We start from the raw sequence: 15419 nt of genomic DNA, 5'->3' as shown, positions 1-15419 counted from the left end.
CTTCGACGCAACCCCTGCGCTGAAAGATTGCAATGTCGGCCGACGACCAAAAAAGACACGGCCAAGGCGTGACAAAGCGTCGAAATAGCTGTATGTGCGCGCCGAACCGGAAGAACAATCTGCCGGACCCGTCAACAATGACGGTGTAGTCGCCCCTGCCCGATGTTCTCGCGACAAAGGGCATAGCCGAGCGGTCGATGGAACTGCAAGGCGAGTGTCGGACGCTCTGACTGTCGGAAGAACAAGAAGTGGATTTGTAGAGATGGATGTCCTCCGTCAGCTCGAGGCCGAACAGGCCGCCAAGATCGAAGCCAAGCGCAAGCTTCCCGAATTCCAGCCCGGCGATACCGTGCGTGTCCAGGTCCGCGTGACCGAAGGCACCCGCACCCGCGTCCAGGCTTATGAGGGCGTTGTCATCGCCCGCGCCGGCGCGGGTTTCCAGGAGAATTTCACCGTTCGCAAGATTTCCTACGGCGAAGGCGTGGAGCGCGTGTTCCCGGTCTTTTCGCCGATGGTCGAAGGCGTCGAGATCGTGCGCCGCGGCAAGGTGCGCCGCGCCAAGCTCTATTACCTGCGCGATCGCCGCGGCAAGTCGGCCCGCATTTCGGAAAACACCGGCGTCCGCGCCCGCAAGCTGAACGATGAGGAGCGCGATGCGCTGAACGCCGAGAAGGCCCGCATCGAGGCCGAGAAGGTGGCCGCCGCCCAGGCGCTGGCCGCCGAGAAGGCGGCGCAGGACGCCGCCGAGAAGAAGGCCGCCGACGAGGCCGCCAAGGCTGCGGAAACGGCCGTCGCCGAATAAGGCGTCTTTAAACCGATGTTTCGGAAAGGCGGCTTCGGCCGCCTTTTTGTTTCGCGGGATGGATTCGATCTTGCCGGGCCGCATCAGTGCGCAATCGAAACGGATCGTTTCGTAATCCCGGCGTTGAAAGCATCGGAATCCATTTTCGGGTCGAACGGCGCATCGGACCGGCTTGCAAGGTGCCTGCGGAAAGCTAAAGTCGGCGCCGGATTTCCTGCAAGCCTCGACAATGTCGAGGCCGTTCAAATTCTCGGGGTGTACCATGACCAAATCGAAACTGCTGTTAGCCGGCCTGTTGGCTTTGATTCTTGCGCCCGTCGCCGCCCTGGCGCAGGCGCTGCCCGATCTCGGCGGCAAGAAGGTGGTGGTTGTGACGGAAAACGCCTATCCGCCACTGCAGTTCATCGATGCCAAGACCGGCAAGCAGATCGGCTGGGAATATGACGCAATGAACGAGATTGCCAAGCGGCTGAATTTCCAGGTCGAATACCAGAATACCTCTTGGGATGCGATGATCCAGGCGGTTTCCGACAATCAGTACAACATCGGGATGACCGGCATCACCATCAAGGACGACCGCAAGCAGAAGGTCGATTTCTCCGACCCCTACATGCGCTCGGAACAGTTTATGCTGGTGCGTGGCGATGAGAAGCGCTTCACCGACGCCAAGACGTTCGGCGCCTTCAAGGATGGGCTGATCGGCGCACAGGCCGGCACGACGCCGTTCTACACCGCCGTCTACAGCGTGCTCGACGGCAATGAGCAGAACCCGCGCATCAAACTGTTCGAAACATTCGGCGCGACGGTGCAGGCGCTGAAGACCGGCGACGTCGATGTCGTGCTGACCGATGGCACTGCCGGCAAGGGCTATGTCGAGGCGTCCAACGGCGGGCTGAAGCTTATCGGCGGACCGCTCGGCACCGAGGATTTCGGCTTCATCTTCCCCAAGGGCTCGGATCTGGTGAAGCCGGTCAATGCAGCGATCGCCGCACTGAAGGCTGACGGCACGCTCGACGCGCTAAACAAGAAATGGTTTCTTGATTACAAGATGGGACAGTAAAACTTTTGTCGCGCGCGTTGCGTGACGGTAGTGCGCCGGAACTCGCGCTGGCTCTGCGCTCGTACACCCCCCTCTGTCCTGTCGGACATCTCCCCCTCAAGGGGGGAGATTGGATGTCGCACCGGCTTTCGCCAATTTCCAATCTTGCAGAATGGGCGGCGAGGTCAAAGCTGCCGATCTCCCCCGTTGAGGGGGAGATGCCAAGTGTTAGCGAAGAGGGCAGGCCAGAGGGGGATGGCTTGGCGCTTAGCTTCGGCAAAGCATGCTTTGCCGGTATCGGTTAAATGGCAACGCCCGCATCGTCCAAGTCCAAAACCGACTTCCCGTGGTGGCTTGCCGTGGCTGCGGCGCTCGCCGTGGCAGCCGCTATCTTCATCGCCGCAAGCGACCTCTATGCCCAGGTTTTCGCGACCGTCGCCAAGGGCATCGGCATCACCGTCTTCGTCACGATGGTCGCCTTCGCGCTGGCCTCGGCAATCGGGCTCGGCATTGCGCTGATGGGGCTGTCGAAATCGCGCTGGCTGCGCCAGATCGCTCGCTTCTATGTCGAGATCATCCGCGGCGTGCCGATGCTGGTGCTGTTGTTCTGGATCGCCTTCGCCGGGGCGCCGGCCTTCGTAGCGGCGTGGAACGCAGTGACCGCGCCATTGCAAAATGCGGGTCTCTTCGGAGAACTGCTGGTGCGCGACGTGTCGTTGCTGTGGCGCGCCATCATGGCGCTGACCATCGGCTACTCCGCGTTCATCTCGGAGGTCTTCCGCGCCGGCATCCAGGCAGTCGAGAAGGGCCAGATCGAGGCCGCGAAGGCGCTGGGGCTGACCCGCACGCAGCGTTTCCGGCTGATCGTCTTTCCGCAGGCGATCCGCACCATCCTGCCGCCGCTCGGCAATGATTTCGTCGCCATGGTCAAGGATTCCTCGCTGGTCTCGGTGCTCGGCGTCGCCGACATCACCCAGATGGGCAAGATCTACGCCGCCGGCTCGTTCCGCTTCTTCGAAACCTATTCGATCGTCGCCTATATCTATCTTATCCTGACGGTCGGCCTGTCGCTGGCCTTGCGGGGGTTGGAGAAGCGGCTGCGCCGCCAGCATGAGCAATAGCCGGCGGGCGAAGTCGGCGCTACGATTGACCTGTCGGGTTGCAGAGGAATTGATCCATGAACATCGACAAAGCCAACGCGGCACTGGATTCCGTCTATACGGCAGATACGCCGAAAGCGCTGGCGGAGGCCTATGCCGCATGGGCTGCGACCTATGACAGCGAAACCGCCTCGCTCGGCTATCTCCTGCCGTTCCTGATCGCCGCCTGGGTGGCGCGCCATGTGTCATCAGGCGAGGGGCCGCTGCTCGACGCCGGCTGCGGCACCGGTCTGTCGGGACCGTCGCTCAAGGCGCTCGGCTATCGGGACGTCGCCGGGCTCGACCTGTCGGAGGACATGCTGAAAATCGCCGGCAGCCGCCAGGCCTACAGCGAGCTGAAGCAGGCGATGCTTGGCGGTCCGCTGCCTTGGCCGGACGGCTATTTCCGCGCCTTCTTCTCGACCGGCGTGTTCACCATCAGCCACGCGCCGGCGTCCGGCCTGTATGAACTGGTGCGCATCACGAAAAAGGGTGGCCACGCCATCTTCACCGTTCGCGACCAGGTGTTCGAGAGCGGCGGTTTTCGTGATGTCTTTGCCGAACTGGAGCACAACGAAAAATGGCGGCCGATCGAGGAAAGCCCGTGGTTCCGCTGCTATGCGATTGCCGAGCCCGAGGCGCTGGTGAAGACCTTCGTGTTCGAGGTGGTTTGAGCACCGGTTTGCAGGACTTGGGTTCCTCGCCCCCGCGCAGCAGGGCGAGGAACCCAGGTTCTGCGAGGGCAGCCGCGATTGCCGAAAACCCAAAACATTGGTATGAGCCACGCCATGGAACAGCTTTTTGGCGATCCGGCCTACAAGGGCTTCGTGCTGCAGGACAGAAAACGCCTGCCGTCGCGATTCTCGGCGCGCGTTTCCGGCGCTCTGACCAGCCGACTTCGCTAGGCCGTGTTCGCCGGCTAGCCGGCGCTTGTCCTTTCCCATTTTCATATCGACGGATTTACGCACATGAGCGCACCTCGCACCCTCTACGACAAGATATTCGACGACCATGTCGTCGATCGCCAGGACGACGGCACCTGCCTGCTCTACATCGACCGTCATCTCGTCCATGAAGTGACCAGCCCGCAAGCCTTCGAAGGCCTGCGCATGACCGGCAGAAAGGTCCGGCATCCGGAAAAGACGCTGGCCGTGGTCGATCACAATGTGTCGACTTCGCCGGAGCGCAAGTTCGGCATCAAGAATGAGGAAAGCCGCATCCAGGTCGAGGCGCTGGCCAAGAACGCCAAGGATTTTGGCGTCGAATATTATTCCGAGAAGGATATCCGCCAGGGCATCGTCCATATCATCGGTCCTGAGCAGGGCTTCACGCTGCCCGGCATGACCATCGTCTGCGGCGACAGCCACACCTCGACGCATGGCGCTTTCGGCGCATTGGCGCACGGCATCGGCACCTCGGAAGTCGAGCATGTGCTGGCCACGCAGACGCTGATCCAGCGCAAGGCCAAGAACATGCTGGTGCGCGTCGACGGCGTGTTGCCGGAGGGCGTCACCGCCAAGGACATCATATTGGCGATCATCGGCGAGATCGGCACTGCCGGCGGCACCGGCTATGTCATCGAATATGCCGGCGAGGCGATCCGCGCGCTGTCCATGGAAGGCCGCATGACCATCTGCAATATGTCGATCGAGGGCGGCGCCCGGGCCGGTCTGATCGCGCCTGACGAGACGACCTTTGCCTATGTCAAGGACAAGCCGCGCGCGCCGAAGGGCGAGGCGTGGGATGCCGCGCTCGCCTACTGGAAGACGCTGCAGTCCGACGAAGGCGCGCATTTCGACAAGGTGGTCGTGCTCGACGCGGCGAAATTGCCGCCGATCGTGTCCTGGGGCTCCTCCCCCGAGGATGTCGTCTCGGTCCAGGGCATCGTGCCGAACCCCGACGATATCACTGATGAGAACAAGCGCACCTCCAAGCAGCGCGCGCTCGACTATATGGGCCTGACGCCGGGCACCAGGATCACCGATATCGCGCTCGACCGCGTCTTCATCGGCTCCTGCACCAACGGCCGCATCGAGGATCTGCGCGCCGCCGCCAAGGTGATCGAGGGCAAAACGGTCAATCCGCGGGTCAATGCGATGATCGTGCCGGGCTCCGGTCTGGTCAAGGAGCAGGCGGAGGCCGAGGGTCTCGACAAGATCTTTGTCGCCGCCGGCTTCGACTGGCGTGAGCCGGGCTGCTCGATGTGCCTTGCCATGAATGACGATCGGCTGAAGCCGCATGAGCGCTGCGCCTCGACTTCGAACCGCAATTTCGAGGGCCGTCAGGGCTTCAAGGGCCGCACCCATCTGGTGTCGCCGGCCATGGCGGCGGCAGCGGCGATCGCCGGCCATTTCGTCGACATCCGCGAGTGGAAATAACTCAGGCTGCCACTGTCCGCATATGAGTGCCTACCAGAGCCCGAACCGCGATACGGTTCGGGCTCTTTTCACGCCGGGCGCCTGACGAGTTCATGGAATTGCTCACGCCGGCCGGGTTGCTCTGCGGCGACCACCAGCGCCAGTTGGCGTTCGTCGAACAGCTTGAACCACTCGTCCCATTCAACCAGTTCGTAGCCGCCCGCGTTGGTCGGGCGTTCGGCCTGATCCTGGTCCTGATAGGCGTGCTGGCCGAAGACCAGCCTCAGCAGGGCTTGGGTCCCTGCTTCGGGCGACACGTCGACGATTGCCGGAAATCCAGCGCGCGCCGCGGCCCATGAACGAATTGCGTCGTGGTCGGTCAGCATGATCGTATCGGCCATGAAAGCGTCTCCTCTTGGCTGCTGCCCGAAAACGCCGGCCGCGGTTTCAAGTTCCGTACAGCAGCTTCATCGGCGACCTTGCGCATATTCGACTTTGCTTAACCGCTTGTTCGGGCTTCCGCTCTTAAGGTCTTGCCTGACGGAAGCGTGGGGGTCACGGTCCCTTGGACACCGGTCTGCTGATAGGGTTGCTCAACCCGACGATCGCGCTTGCGCTCGGCACGGTGTTTCTCGTGCTGTGGTTCTATCAGCGTCACCGTCCCTATCTGGCCGTGCTCGCCGCCAGCTACTGGCTTTCGGCGGCCGGTTTCCTGTTGCAGTATTTCACGCTGCCCATCGGCATGGCGCCGACCAAGCTACTCTCCAACCTCTGCTTCACCATCGCCGCCTGTGGTCTCGCTGGCGCGATCGTGACGCGTTATGGACGGCGCGTGCCCTTTGTCGCGATCGGCGTCCTGGCGAGCGGCGGCCTGGCCGCTTTTTGCTGGTTCATGTTCTTCCAGCCGGATCTCACCTGGCGAATCCTGGTGATGAATTTCGCTTTCGGCGGCCTCAGTCTGGTTGTCGCCGCCGAACTGCGCGTGGTGCGCGACAAGGGCCCGACGGAAATGATCCTGTTCGTGCTGTCGCTGCTTTCCGGGTTGAACTTCTTCGTGCGCACCCTCGTAATCGTCATCGCGCATGGACCTTACCAAAGCTATGACGGGTTCTATGCCTCGTCCTACTGGACAACGGCGCTGCTGTCGCATGCGCTGCTGTCCTTGCTCATCGCGCTTTGCCTGTTTTGCGCTGCTGCACTCGACGTGATGAAAGCGCTGAAGGCCGAGGCGTACACCGACCCGCTGTCGGGCCTGCTCAACCGCCGCGGTTTCGAGGAGCGCGCCACGCTGCTCCTGCAGCACTGCGCCACCGCCAAACTGCCGGTCGCGCTGGTGCTCGCCGACCTCGATCATTTCAAGGCGCTCAACGATCTGCACGGGCATGCCGCGGGCGATCGCGTGATCGCCGACTTCGCCGCCAAGCTTCTATCGGCTGCCGGCACCAGCGGCGTCGCCGGCCGCATCGGTGGCGAGGAGTTCGCCGTGCTTTTGCCGCTGAGCGACCTTGGCGTGGCAAGGCTGTTTGCCGAAGCCATTCGCACGCTCTATTCGGCGGGCAGCATCGACGGGCTTCCGCACGGTACAAGAGTGACGGCGAGCTTCGGCGTGGCGGCCCGCACCGGCGAGGAAGGGCTGGAGCCGCTGATGCGCCGCGCCGACGAGGCGCTTTACAAAGCCAAGAGGAACGGCCGCGACAGCGTGCAGCTATCCCATGAACGGTCGGAAACGGTGCTCGTTGTGGAACCGCTCAAAGCCGCTGATCATCCCGCTCTAGGCCGACGTTAACGTCTTTTTCGCCCGTTCATGATTTGCTGGCGCAGGGAGTGCGAAAAACCACATGGGCGGCGGCGCAGAGTTCATCCTTGCAATCAACTTGCTCGTCGCCGGCCTGTTGGCGGCTGCCTTCATGACCATCTCGTTCAACGATGTGGCGCGCGCGCCGGCGCGCTGGCTGGTCTTCGGTTATCTGCTCGGGATGGCCTATTTCGCCATCGAGTTCAGCATTCCGATCTTCGAAAATGCGCGACCGGCAGTCGTCGCGGGTTTCGCCGTTTTCCTGGGCGCCACCATCGCCTTCAATGGCGGGCTTGCCCATAAATACGGCGTGGCGCCGCGCTGGGCGCCGATGCTCGTCTTCCTGTTTGCGGCCACCGTGGCCGTGTATTTCGTGCAGGACCTGCCGCGCCAGTCGTTTGCCCGCATGATGGCCTACCAGCTTCCCTATGCGGCCATGCAGTTCGTCGGCGTCGGCATCGTCTGGTCGTCCAGGCAAAGACGCGACTGGCTCGACCATGCGTTGATGGCCGTTCTGACGGCCAGCGCCCTGCAATTCGTGAGCAAGCCGTTCATCGCCCATGCAATGGGCGGCTGGGGTGTCAATCCGCAGGCCTATCTGCAGAGCAACTACGCTCTGGTGTCGCAATCGCTCGGCACGGTGTTCGGCCTGACAATCGCGCTTCTCATTCTGGTCATCCTGGTCCGCGACGTGCTCGCCGAGGCGACGTCGAAGTCGGAGACGGACACGCTATCGAGGTTGCTCAACCGCGGCGGCTTCGAACGTCATGCCGAGTTGGCGATGCGTGACGCCGTGCGCAAGGGTATTCCGGTCGCCCTGGTCATCGCCGACCTCGATCATTTCAAGAGCATCAACGACAGTTTCGGCCACGCGTCCGGCGACCGGGTCATCGAAGCCTTTGCCGGCTTCCTGCGTGATGCGGCCGCCGATCATCACGTCGCCGGTCGCATCGGTGGTGAGGAATTCGCCATCATCCTGCCGGGAACCAACCTCGCCGCCGCGCGGCTCTTCGCCGAAGGGACGCGCAGCGCTTTCGGGGCCTTGCCGATCGACTGTCTGCCGGCGGACCATCGTTGCACCGCCAGCTTCGGCGTTGCCGAGCTTCACCCGGCCGAAGGGTTTTCCGACCTGCTGCGGCGCGCCGACGAAGCGCTCTATCAGGCGAAGGGCAGCGGACGCGATTGCGTGCGCATCTCGATAGGATCAATCGCCGCCCGGCAGACGGCTGTTGCCAACGCCGGGCCGAAGATCAGCGGCAGGGGCTGAGTTCCGGCATCTCGCCGTCGGAAAGCCCATACATATAACTGCGGCCCTTCACGAAAACCGGCGGCCTGTAGCAGTCGCGGCTGCTGACGTCATCCGCGTCGTTTTCATAGATTTTGGGCTGGCCGGCGCCGGTGTAGTCCGACAGTTCCTTGGCCAGGCTGCCCTCGCCAACGAGGATGCGCTTGTAGCCGGCGGCGCTTTCGATGACGAGATTGCCAAAAGAATCGGCGTAGACGCGGTCGCGCGTCCCGGCGATTGCCGGTGCTGCGAGGCCGATGACCACCGCCACCAGGATGAGCGCCGTAAGGCGCGATCTGCCTGAATTCGAATGCATGGCGTCCCCCATTTGTCAGAGGCGAGTCTTCCTCGAATCATAAATTAACCTTTTATTAACCTTTGTTAAGAGGCCAGGCCTGCTGGCAGCCAGATCTCGGCAACCATGGTTAATATCCGGCGCGTTGGAAGCCTGCGGCCATCTTTCGGCCATGCTTGCCCGCACCATCGCGGCCGGCGCGGGTGATCTTGGCCACGCATCGCGGCTGGATTGACGCGTAGGGAGGCAGCAGCATATGGCGTTAAGCCGGACGTTTCGGGTGACGCTTGTCCATGTTCCATTGCTGATCACCGTTGCCTGCGTCTCGCAGACCAATGCGCCGGCCACCGCGACCGATTCACCACAGCCGCGCACCGCCACCTACAGTTGCGTTGATGGCACAAGGATCACCATCGAAAACCTCGGCACTTCGGTGCGCGTGCTTGGCCCGGACGGCGCCAGCGAGGACCTGCCGGCCTCGCCCGCCAATCAAAGCAGCCGCTTCGGCGCGGCGCATGACGCAATCGTGATCGACGGACGCGACGCGCTGGTGATGAAGGGCGGTAAGACGCCGCTGACCTGCACCCGCTGACCGGGTGTGTCGATATTCAGGTGATGCCGGCCTGCAAATGGTGGATCCATGCGCTTCCCTACAGCGCTGCCTCTTAGGCGCGCAAAGGACGCTGTAGAACTTTGATTTTGCGCATGACCTTTCCGAAACGAATTCGATTTCGTGATCATGCGCGGGCTCACGTATCGAAATGTACGCTCCGCTCCGGTTCTCGGCATCCACCATTTTCGGCGCGGCCTGACCTGAATCTCAACACACCCTGGACTGCTTGGTCGGGCAGATATGCCGCACTGCAGCGAACATTGCGCCGGCTTTGGCTCGCGCCCTAATCGATTGAAGCGAAACACCGCCCTTTTGTCAGACTAAATTACGTTTTCGAAACGATTTTCCGGCTTTGACGCGGTGCAAAAAGCGCATTAGAAACCGGCTGTCCGAAGTCGCAACCGGAAGCGGTAACGCCGCATTTCCCCTGGGGCTCCAGAGACGCCGAACTGGGGGAGCCATGAGCAAATCACCAGCCACCCGCGAATTTGCAAGACGTGAACGGCCGCTTTCGCCGCATCTGACCGTCTATCGACCGCCGATCACGATGACGATGTCGATCATCCATCGCATCACCGGTGGGGCGCTTTATTTCGGCACGCTGCTGGTCGCGCTGTGGCTGATGGCGGCGGCGAGCTCGCAATCCACCTTCGATGCCGTCAACTGGGCCTTCGGCTCGTGGCTGGGACGGCTGGTGCTGTTCTTCTATACCTGGGCGCTGATGCACCACATGCTGGGCGGCGTGCGCCATCTGATCTGGGATACCGGGGCCGGCCTTGAAAAGGACACGGCCTCCAGGATGGCCTGGGCGACGCTGGCCGGCTCGATCGTGCTGACGCTGCTGATCTGGATCGCCGGCTACATGGCACGGGGAGCCTGATCGTGAGCCACCGCAACACCGACATGCGGACGCCGCTGGCGAAGGTCCGCGGCCTCGGCTCCGCCCGCGAGGGCACGGAGCATTTCTGGCGCCAGCGCCTGACGGCGATCGCCAACATCCCGCTGATCCTGTTCTTCGTCGGCTTCCTGATCGCGTTGAACGGCGCCGGCTATGCGGAAGTGCGCGCCGCACTTGCCAACCCGTTCGTGGCGCTGGTCCTGGCCCTGGTGCTCTTGTCCGGGCTCTACCATATGCGCCTCGGCATGCAGGCGATCATCGAGGACTATGTGCATGGCGAGGGCATGAGGCTGGCGCTGCTCGCACTCAACACATTCTTTCCCGTGGTGGTCGGCGTCGCCTCGATCTTCGCCCTGCTCAAACTGGCATTTGGAGGCTGAAAATTTTGGCCAAGGACGCGAAAAACGCCAACACGGCGTCCGCCTATAGCTACGTCGACCACAAGTTCGACGTGGTGGTCGTCGGCGCCGGCGGCGCCGGCCTGCGCGCCACGCTCGGCATGGCCGAACAGGGACTGCGCACCGCCTGCATCACCAAGGTTTTCCCGACGCGGTCGCATACGGTCGCCGCTCAAGGCGGCATCGCCGCCTCGCTGTCCAATATGGGCCCCGATTCCTGGCAGTGGCACATGTACGACACCGTCAAGGGGTCGGACTGGCTCGGCGATGTCGACGCCATGGAATATCTGGTGCGCGAAGCACCTGCCGCCGTCTACGAGCTTGAGCATTACGGCGTGCCGTTCTCGCGCACCGAAGAAGGCAAGATCTACCAGCGGCCGTTCGGCGGCCACATGATGAATTTCGGCGACGGCCCGCCGGTGCAGCGCACCTGTGCGGCGGCCGACCGCACCGGCCACGCCATCCTGCATACGCTCTACGGCCAGTCGCTGAAGAACAACGCCCAGTTCTTCATCGAGTATTTCGCGCTCGACCTGATCATGGAGCCGGACGGCACCTGCACCGGCGTCGTCGCCTGGAACCTCGACGACGGCACCATCCACCGCTTCTCGGCAAAAATGGTGGTGCTGGCGACAGGCGGTTATGGCCGCGCCTATTTCTCGGCGACCTCGGCGCACACCTGCACCGGCGACGGCGGCGGCATGGCAGCGCGGGCCGGGCTGCCGCTGCAGGATATGGAGTTCGTGCAGTTCCACCCGACCGGCATCTACGGCGCCGGCTGCCTGATCACCGAGGGCGCGCGCGGCGAGGGCGGCTATCTCGTCAACTCCGAAGGCGAGCGCTTCATGGAGCGCTACGCGCCGTCGGCCAAGGACCTTGCCTCGCGCGACGTCGTCTCGCGCTGCATGACGCTGGAGATTCGCGAGGGACGCGGCGTCGGCAAGAACAAGGACCATATTTTTCTCCACCTCGACCACCTCGATCCGGCCGTTTTGCACGAGAGACTTCCGGGGATTTCGGAATCGGCAAAAATCTTTGCCGGCGTCGATCTGACCAAGGAGCCGATCCCGGTGCTGCCGACGGTCCACTACAATATGGGCGGCGTGCCGACCAATTACTGGGGCGAGGTGCTCAACCCCACCGCCTTGAACCCGGACCAGGTGTCGCCAGGGCTGATGGCGGTTGGCGAGGCCGGCTGCGCCTCGGTGCATGGCGCCAACCGGCTGGGCTCCAACTCGCTGATCGATCTGGTGGTGTTCGGCCGCGCTGCGGCGATCCGGGCAGGCCAGGTGATCGACCGCAACGCCGCGATCCCGTCGCCCAACGAAGCCGCGGTCGAGAAGATCATGGACCGCTTCGACCGGCTGCGTCACGCCAACGGCTCGACGCCGACGGCGGTTTTGCGTGAAAAGATGCAGAAGGCGATGCAGGACGATGCGGCGGTGTTCCGCACGCAGGAATCGCTGGAAAGCGGCTGCAAGCGCATTTCGCAGATCTGGGCCGAGCTCAAGGACGTAAAAGTGTTCGACCGCTCGATGATCTGGAACTCCGACCTGGTCGAGACGCTTGAGCTGGAAAATCTGATGGCCAACGCCATCACCACCGTCTACGGCGCCGAGGCGCGCAAGGAGAGCCGCGGCGCGCATGCGCGGGAAGATTTTTCGGCTCGTGATGATCTGGCCTGGCGCAAGCATACGCTGGCCCGGCTCAGCGAAGACGGCGAGGTGTCGCTCAGCTACCGGCCGGTGCACACCGAGCCGCTGCTTAGCGAAGCAGACGGCGGCATCAACCTGGCCAAGATCGCTCCCAAGGCGAGAGTGTATTGACGATGGCCGCCGTGAACGGGACTTGGTCCGGGCTGAAGCTCGTCATCCGAAAGGACCTGAGGTAATGGTCGAACTCACGCTTCCGAAAAACTCGAAGATCAAGGCCGGGAAAACCTGGCCGAAACCGGAGGGCGCGACCAATCTGCGCGAGTACCGCATCTACCGCTGGTCGCCGGACGATGACGAGAACCCGCGCATGGATACCTATTTCGTCGACATGGACGATTGCGGGCCGATGGTGCTTGATGCGCTGCTCTACATCAAAAACAAGATCGACCCGACGCTGACGCTGCGCCGCTCCTGCCGCGAGGGCATCTGCGGCTCCTGCGCCATGAATATCGACGGCTCGAACACGCTCGCCTGCACCAAGGGCTGCGACGACATTTCCGGCGCGATCAAGGTCTATCCGCTGCCGCATATGCCGGTGGTCAAGGATCTGGTGCCCGATCTCACCAATTTCTACGCCCAGCACGCCTCGATCGAGCCATGGCTGAAGACGGTGTCGCCCGAGCCGGCCAAGGAATGGCTGCAGAGCCATGAGGACCGCGAAAAGCTCGACGGGCTTTATGAATGCATATTATGCGCCTGCTGCTCGACCTCTTGCCCGAGCTATTGGTGGAACGGCGACCGCTATCTTGGCCCGGCGACGCTGCTTCAGGCCTATCGCTGGCTGATCGATTCCCGGGACGAGGCCACGGGCGAACGGCTCGACAACCTCGAAGACCCGTTCCGGCTCTATCGCTGCCACACCATCATGAACTGCGCCCAGACCTGCCCCAAGGGGCTCAATCCGGCCAAGGCGATCGCCGAGATCAAGAAGATGATGGTCGAGAGAAGGGTGTAGCTTCGGCGGCGCATGTCGCGATCCAGCTAAAAAGGATAGCCGACCTATGACCGACACCGAACTGCCCATCCTTTCTCCCGTCGAAGCGCGCGTGCTCGGTTGCCTGATCGAAAAGAAGGAACTGACGCCCGATATCTACCCGCTGACGCTCAATGCGGCACTTGCCGCCGCCAACCAGAAGACGGCGCGCGAGCCGGTGATGTCGGTCGAGCTTATCGAGGTAAGACGAGCGCTTGGCCAGCTTGAGCACAAGGGCTTGGTCAGGCAGGTCTTTGCTTCGCGCGTCGAGCGCTACGAGCATGTCGTCGCGCAGCGCTTTTCGCTGACCTCAGCGCAGATTGCGCTGCTTGGGCTGCTGTTGCTGCGCGGTCCGCAGACCGCCTATGAATTGCTGGCGCGGAGCGAGCGTATGGCGCGTTTGCCCTCCATCGACGAGCTTCGCAGCAATCTCGACCTGTTGATCGGCCGCAAGCCGCCGCTCGTTCAGCAGATCGATCGTGGACCCGGCCAGCGTGAGGACCGCTATGTGCATCTCTTGAGCGGGCCGGTGCAGACGCCGGTGGTGGCTGCAACGCCCCTGCAATCACCTTCGCCGGCCTCTGACATCGAAGCACGCGTGCAAGCTCTCGAGGAAGAGGTCGGACAGCTGCGCGCACGCATCAACGCGCTGACCGGCGAGGGACAGTAGCGCCCCGCCGGTCCATTATTGCGCTGCCGGTTCGCGAGGTTCGGCCGCTCAGCCGAGCTTGGCGTCGAGTGACACTTTTATCGCGCCGAGCGCCTTTGAGACCGGACACCCGGCCTTGGCCTGTTCAGCCAGCTCCTGGAATTTCTCGGCATCGATGCCTGGCACTTTGCCGACCAGTGTGAGCGCGCTGCCGGTGATGCCGGTGCCCGGAATCAGCGTCACCACGGCCTTGGCGTCGAGTTCGGTGGCGGGGGTGCCGTTCTCGGCCAGGACATGCGAAAGCTGCATGGCAAAGCAACCGGCATGCGCCGCTGCGATCAGTTCCTCCGGATTGGTGCCGGATTTGCCGCTCTCGTCCTCGAAGCGCATCTTGAACGAGTAGGGCGTGCCTTTCAGAGTCCCGCTCTGCGTGTCGAGCGTGCCCTTGCCCTCTTTCAGATTGCCTTTCCAGACGGCGTTTGCGGTGCGGTCCATGAATTCCTCCTTGATGCGGTGGCTGAGCCGTGATCGGCGTCTGATCGACTATAGCGCGCGCGGGCGCGAAGGCCACCCGTGCTTTCGCGCCAATGGCGACGCAAAAAATCCGCCTGCAAAAATGTCGACTTCCATCTGCCTCGGCCGTCCTGCGGGCGGCCACGAGTTTCGTGGCCGGATGGAGGATCACATGAATGAGTTGTTTTCTGCCCACTGGAGAGACACCGGCCGAAAGGCGGCTGAACAAGAAGCCGACTGGTTGCATCGGTCACCTTCCGGTTTCGGTCGACTGCTTGCGGCGGTCGCCATCATCGGGATTGCGGTTTCCCTTATCGATCATGCGGCGGTCAAAAGCCCGGCTGGGACCTCGGTTGCCAACGGTTCGTCCCAACAAGGAAGATGAGAGATGAAATATGTCTGCCTGGTCTACGGTGAGGAAAAGGACCTTTATGCAATGAGCCCGGAGAGGTTGGCCAAGCTCGACGCCGACTCGCTGGCTTATGACAAATCGGTGGAGCAAAGCGGCCGGCTGATCATCGCGCAGGCGCTGCAATCGGTGAAGACCGCGAAAAGCGTGCGCCGGCGCAAGGGCAGGCGGCTGGTCACCGACGGCCCTTTTGCCGAAACCAAGGAGCAATTGCTCGGCTTCGTCATGATCGAGGCCGGGGATATCGACGAGGCGATGGAGATTGCCGGCGGCATCCCTCTGGCCGAAATCGGCACGATCGAGGTCAGGGCGATCTACAACGTGCCGGGGTCCTAGAGATTATTCTGTTTTGCGTCCGGCTGAATCAGTTTCCTCTGCGGGCGCAACTTTTGCGTGTTGAAGCGAGGCTGCACTTCTCCTATCGTCGCTGCGGTTTGGGGATCACGGGCATGCATATACTGATTGCTGCAATTGGGCTGTTGGGAGCGGCGGCGTTCTGGTGGTATCGGATGAAGGCCATGAACGATGCGGCGCGCGAG

The 15419-nt window shown here is 62.7% G+C and carries 18 protein-coding genes; 15 read left to right on the top strand and 3 right to left on the bottom strand.

What is annotated here, in order from left to right:
* Positions 1 to 262: 262 nt before the first annotated feature.
* The 5 genes from rplS (at position 263) to leuC (ending at position 5358) form a co-directional block, all read left to right on the top strand.
* Positions 263 to 802, top strand: coding sequence for a 50S ribosomal protein L19 (rplS, locus tag ACWTU7_RS25060; protein WP_455840785.1), 540 nt, complete (start codon positions 263 to 265; stop codon positions 800 to 802).
* 262 nt (positions 803 to 1064) lie between these two features.
* Entirely contained in the window at positions 1065 to 1862 is a 798-nt protein-coding gene (locus tag ACWTU7_RS25055; RefSeq protein WP_029349350.1) for a transporter substrate-binding domain-containing protein, read from the top strand.
* 284 nt (positions 1863 to 2146) lie between these two features.
* Positions 2147 to 2962, top strand: a complete 816-nt coding sequence (locus ACWTU7_RS25050) for an amino acid ABC transporter permease (RefSeq protein WP_455840786.1) — start codon at positions 2147 to 2149, stop codon at positions 2960 to 2962.
* A 56-nt stretch (positions 2963 to 3018) separates the two neighbouring features.
* Positions 3019 to 3654: a class I SAM-dependent DNA methyltransferase gene (locus ACWTU7_RS25045; RefSeq protein WP_455840787.1), complete on the top strand. Its 636-nt coding sequence runs from the start codon at positions 3019 to 3021 to the stop codon at positions 3652 to 3654.
* A gap of 294 nt (positions 3655 to 3948) precedes the next feature.
* Positions 3949 to 5358 (top strand): 3-isopropylmalate dehydratase large subunit, encoded by a 1410-nt coding sequence (leuC, locus tag ACWTU7_RS25040; protein ID WP_029349344.1) that lies wholly within the window; start codon positions 3949 to 3951, stop codon positions 5356 to 5358.
* Positions 5359 to 5426: 68 nt separating this feature from the next.
* Here leuC and ACWTU7_RS25035 read toward each other — a convergent pair whose 3' ends face one another.
* Positions 5427 to 5738 carry a hypothetical protein gene (locus tag ACWTU7_RS25035; RefSeq protein WP_029349343.1) on the bottom strand — a complete coding sequence of 104 codons (312 nt, stop codon included), beginning with the start codon at positions 5736 to 5738 and terminating at the stop codon, positions 5427 to 5429.
* A 164-nt stretch (positions 5739 to 5902) separates the two neighbouring features.
* Between ACWTU7_RS25035 and ACWTU7_RS25030 the strand changes: the two genes are divergently transcribed.
* The gene (locus ACWTU7_RS25030; RefSeq protein ID WP_455840788.1) at positions 5903 to 7123 is read left to right on the top strand and encodes a diguanylate cyclase; all 1221 of its coding nucleotides are present in this window, start codon (positions 5903 to 5905) and stop codon (positions 7121 to 7123) included.
* Positions 7124 to 7175: 52 nt separating this feature from the next.
* A complete protein-coding gene (locus ACWTU7_RS25025) occupies positions 7176 to 8399 on the top strand; it encodes a diguanylate cyclase (RefSeq protein WP_455840789.1) in 1224 nt (407 codons plus the stop codon).
* On the opposite strand, the gene ACWTU7_RS25020 is transcribed toward ACWTU7_RS25025, so the two are convergent.
* Positions 8383 to 8733, bottom strand: coding sequence for a hypothetical protein (locus ACWTU7_RS25020; RefSeq protein WP_455840790.1), 351 nt, complete (start codon positions 8731 to 8733; stop codon positions 8383 to 8385). The genes ACWTU7_RS25025 and ACWTU7_RS25020 overlap by 17 nt on opposite strands.
* A 235-nt stretch (positions 8734 to 8968) precedes the next feature.
* Between ACWTU7_RS25020 and ACWTU7_RS25015 the strand changes: the two genes are divergently transcribed.
* From ACWTU7_RS25015 to ACWTU7_RS24990, 6 genes are all read left to right on the top strand, one after another.
* A complete protein-coding gene (locus ACWTU7_RS25015) occupies positions 8969 to 9304 on the top strand; it encodes a hypothetical protein (protein WP_455840791.1) in 336 nt (111 codons plus the stop codon).
* A gap of 481 nt (positions 9305 to 9785) precedes the next feature.
* Positions 9786 to 10205, top strand: coding sequence for a succinate dehydrogenase, cytochrome b556 subunit (sdhC, locus tag ACWTU7_RS25010; RefSeq protein WP_455840792.1), 420 nt, complete (start codon positions 9786 to 9788; stop codon positions 10203 to 10205).
* 23 nt (positions 10206 to 10228) lie between these two features.
* Positions 10229 to 10603 (top strand): succinate dehydrogenase, hydrophobic membrane anchor protein, encoded by a 375-nt coding sequence (gene sdhD / locus ACWTU7_RS25005; RefSeq protein WP_210335001.1) that lies wholly within the window; start codon positions 10229 to 10231, stop codon positions 10601 to 10603.
* 5 nt (positions 10604 to 10608) lie between these two features.
* Positions 10609 to 12447, top strand: coding sequence for a succinate dehydrogenase flavoprotein subunit (sdhA, locus tag ACWTU7_RS25000; protein ID WP_287094104.1), 1839 nt, complete (start codon positions 10609 to 10611; stop codon positions 12445 to 12447).
* A gap of 64 nt (positions 12448 to 12511) precedes the next feature.
* Positions 12512 to 13291 carry a succinate dehydrogenase iron-sulfur subunit gene (locus ACWTU7_RS24995; RefSeq protein WP_065007241.1) on the top strand — a complete coding sequence of 260 codons (780 nt, stop codon included), beginning with the start codon at positions 12512 to 12514 and terminating at the stop codon, positions 13289 to 13291.
* 46 nt (positions 13292 to 13337) lie between these two features.
* Entirely contained in the window at positions 13338 to 13979 is a 642-nt protein-coding gene (locus ACWTU7_RS24990; protein ID WP_455840793.1) for a YceH family protein, read from the top strand.
* Between the two features lie 48 nt (positions 13980 to 14027).
* Here the strand turns inward: ACWTU7_RS24990 and ACWTU7_RS24985 are convergent, their stop codons facing one another.
* The gene (locus ACWTU7_RS24985) at positions 14028 to 14453 is read right to left on the bottom strand and encodes an OsmC family protein (RefSeq protein ID WP_455840794.1); all 426 of its coding nucleotides are present in this window, start codon (positions 14451 to 14453) and stop codon (positions 14028 to 14030) included.
* On the opposite strand from ACWTU7_RS24985, the gene ACWTU7_RS24980 reads away from it, so the two are divergent.
* Together ACWTU7_RS24980 and ACWTU7_RS24975 are read left to right on the top strand one after the other, a co-directional pair.
* Positions 14452 to 14856 carry a hypothetical protein gene (locus ACWTU7_RS24980; RefSeq protein ID WP_455840795.1) on the top strand — a complete coding sequence of 135 codons (405 nt, stop codon included), beginning with the start codon at positions 14452 to 14454 and terminating at the stop codon, positions 14854 to 14856. The genes ACWTU7_RS24985 and ACWTU7_RS24980 overlap by 2 nt on opposite strands.
* Positions 14857 to 14859: 3 nt before the next feature.
* Positions 14860 to 15216, top strand: a complete 357-nt coding sequence (locus ACWTU7_RS24975; RefSeq protein ID WP_455840796.1) for a YciI family protein — start codon at positions 14860 to 14862, stop codon at positions 15214 to 15216.
* Positions 15217 to 15419: the final 203 nt, after the last annotated feature.

The sequence above is a fragment of the Mesorhizobium sp. BHscii genome, assembly GCF_053848065.1.
This window is presented reverse-complemented; position numbering and strand designations above follow the sequence as displayed.

Excerpts from the sequence above, each read along its gene's own strand:
- rplS (WP_455840785.1), top strand. The coding sequence starts at position 263 with ATGGATGTCCTCCGTCAGCTCGAGGCCGAACAGGCCGCCAAGATCGAA.
- ACWTU7_RS25055 (WP_029349350.1), top strand. The coding sequence starts at position 1,065 with ATGACCAAATCGAAACTGCTGTTAGCCGGCCTGTTGGCTTTGATTCTT.
- ACWTU7_RS25050 (WP_455840786.1), top strand. The coding sequence starts at position 2,147 with ATGGCAACGCCCGCATCGTCCAAGTCCAAAACCGACTTCCCGTGGTGG.
- ACWTU7_RS25045 (WP_455840787.1), top strand. The coding sequence starts at position 3,019 with ATGAACATCGACAAAGCCAACGCGGCACTGGATTCCGTCTATACGGCA.
- leuC (WP_029349344.1), top strand. The coding sequence starts at position 3,949 with ATGAGCGCACCTCGCACCCTCTACGACAAGATATTCGACGACCATGTC.
- ACWTU7_RS25035 (WP_029349343.1), bottom strand. The coding sequence starts at position 5,738 with ATGGCCGATACGATCATGCTGACCGACCACGACGCAATTCGTTCATGG.
- ACWTU7_RS25025 (WP_455840789.1), top strand. The coding sequence starts at position 7,176 with ATGGGCGGCGGCGCAGAGTTCATCCTTGCAATCAACTTGCTCGTCGCC.
- ACWTU7_RS25020 (WP_455840790.1), bottom strand. The coding sequence starts at position 8,733 with ATGCATTCGAATTCAGGCAGATCGCGCCTTACGGCGCTCATCCTGGTG.
- ACWTU7_RS25015 (WP_455840791.1), top strand. The coding sequence starts at position 8,969 with ATGGCGTTAAGCCGGACGTTTCGGGTGACGCTTGTCCATGTTCCATTG.
- sdhC (WP_455840792.1), top strand. The coding sequence starts at position 9,786 with ATGAGCAAATCACCAGCCACCCGCGAATTTGCAAGACGTGAACGGCCG.
- sdhD (WP_210335001.1), top strand. The coding sequence starts at position 10,229 with ATGCGGACGCCGCTGGCGAAGGTCCGCGGCCTCGGCTCCGCCCGCGAG.
- ACWTU7_RS24995 (WP_065007241.1), top strand. The coding sequence starts at position 12,512 with ATGGTCGAACTCACGCTTCCGAAAAACTCGAAGATCAAGGCCGGGAAA.
- ACWTU7_RS24990 (WP_455840793.1), top strand. The coding sequence starts at position 13,338 with ATGACCGACACCGAACTGCCCATCCTTTCTCCCGTCGAAGCGCGCGTG.
- ACWTU7_RS24980 (WP_455840795.1), top strand. The coding sequence starts at position 14,452 with ATGAATTCCTCCTTGATGCGGTGGCTGAGCCGTGATCGGCGTCTGATC.
- ACWTU7_RS24985 (WP_455840794.1), bottom strand. The coding sequence starts at position 14,453 with ATGGACCGCACCGCAAACGCCGTCTGGAAAGGCAATCTGAAAGAGGGC.
- ACWTU7_RS24975 (WP_455840796.1), top strand. The coding sequence starts at position 14,860 with ATGAAATATGTCTGCCTGGTCTACGGTGAGGAAAAGGACCTTTATGCA.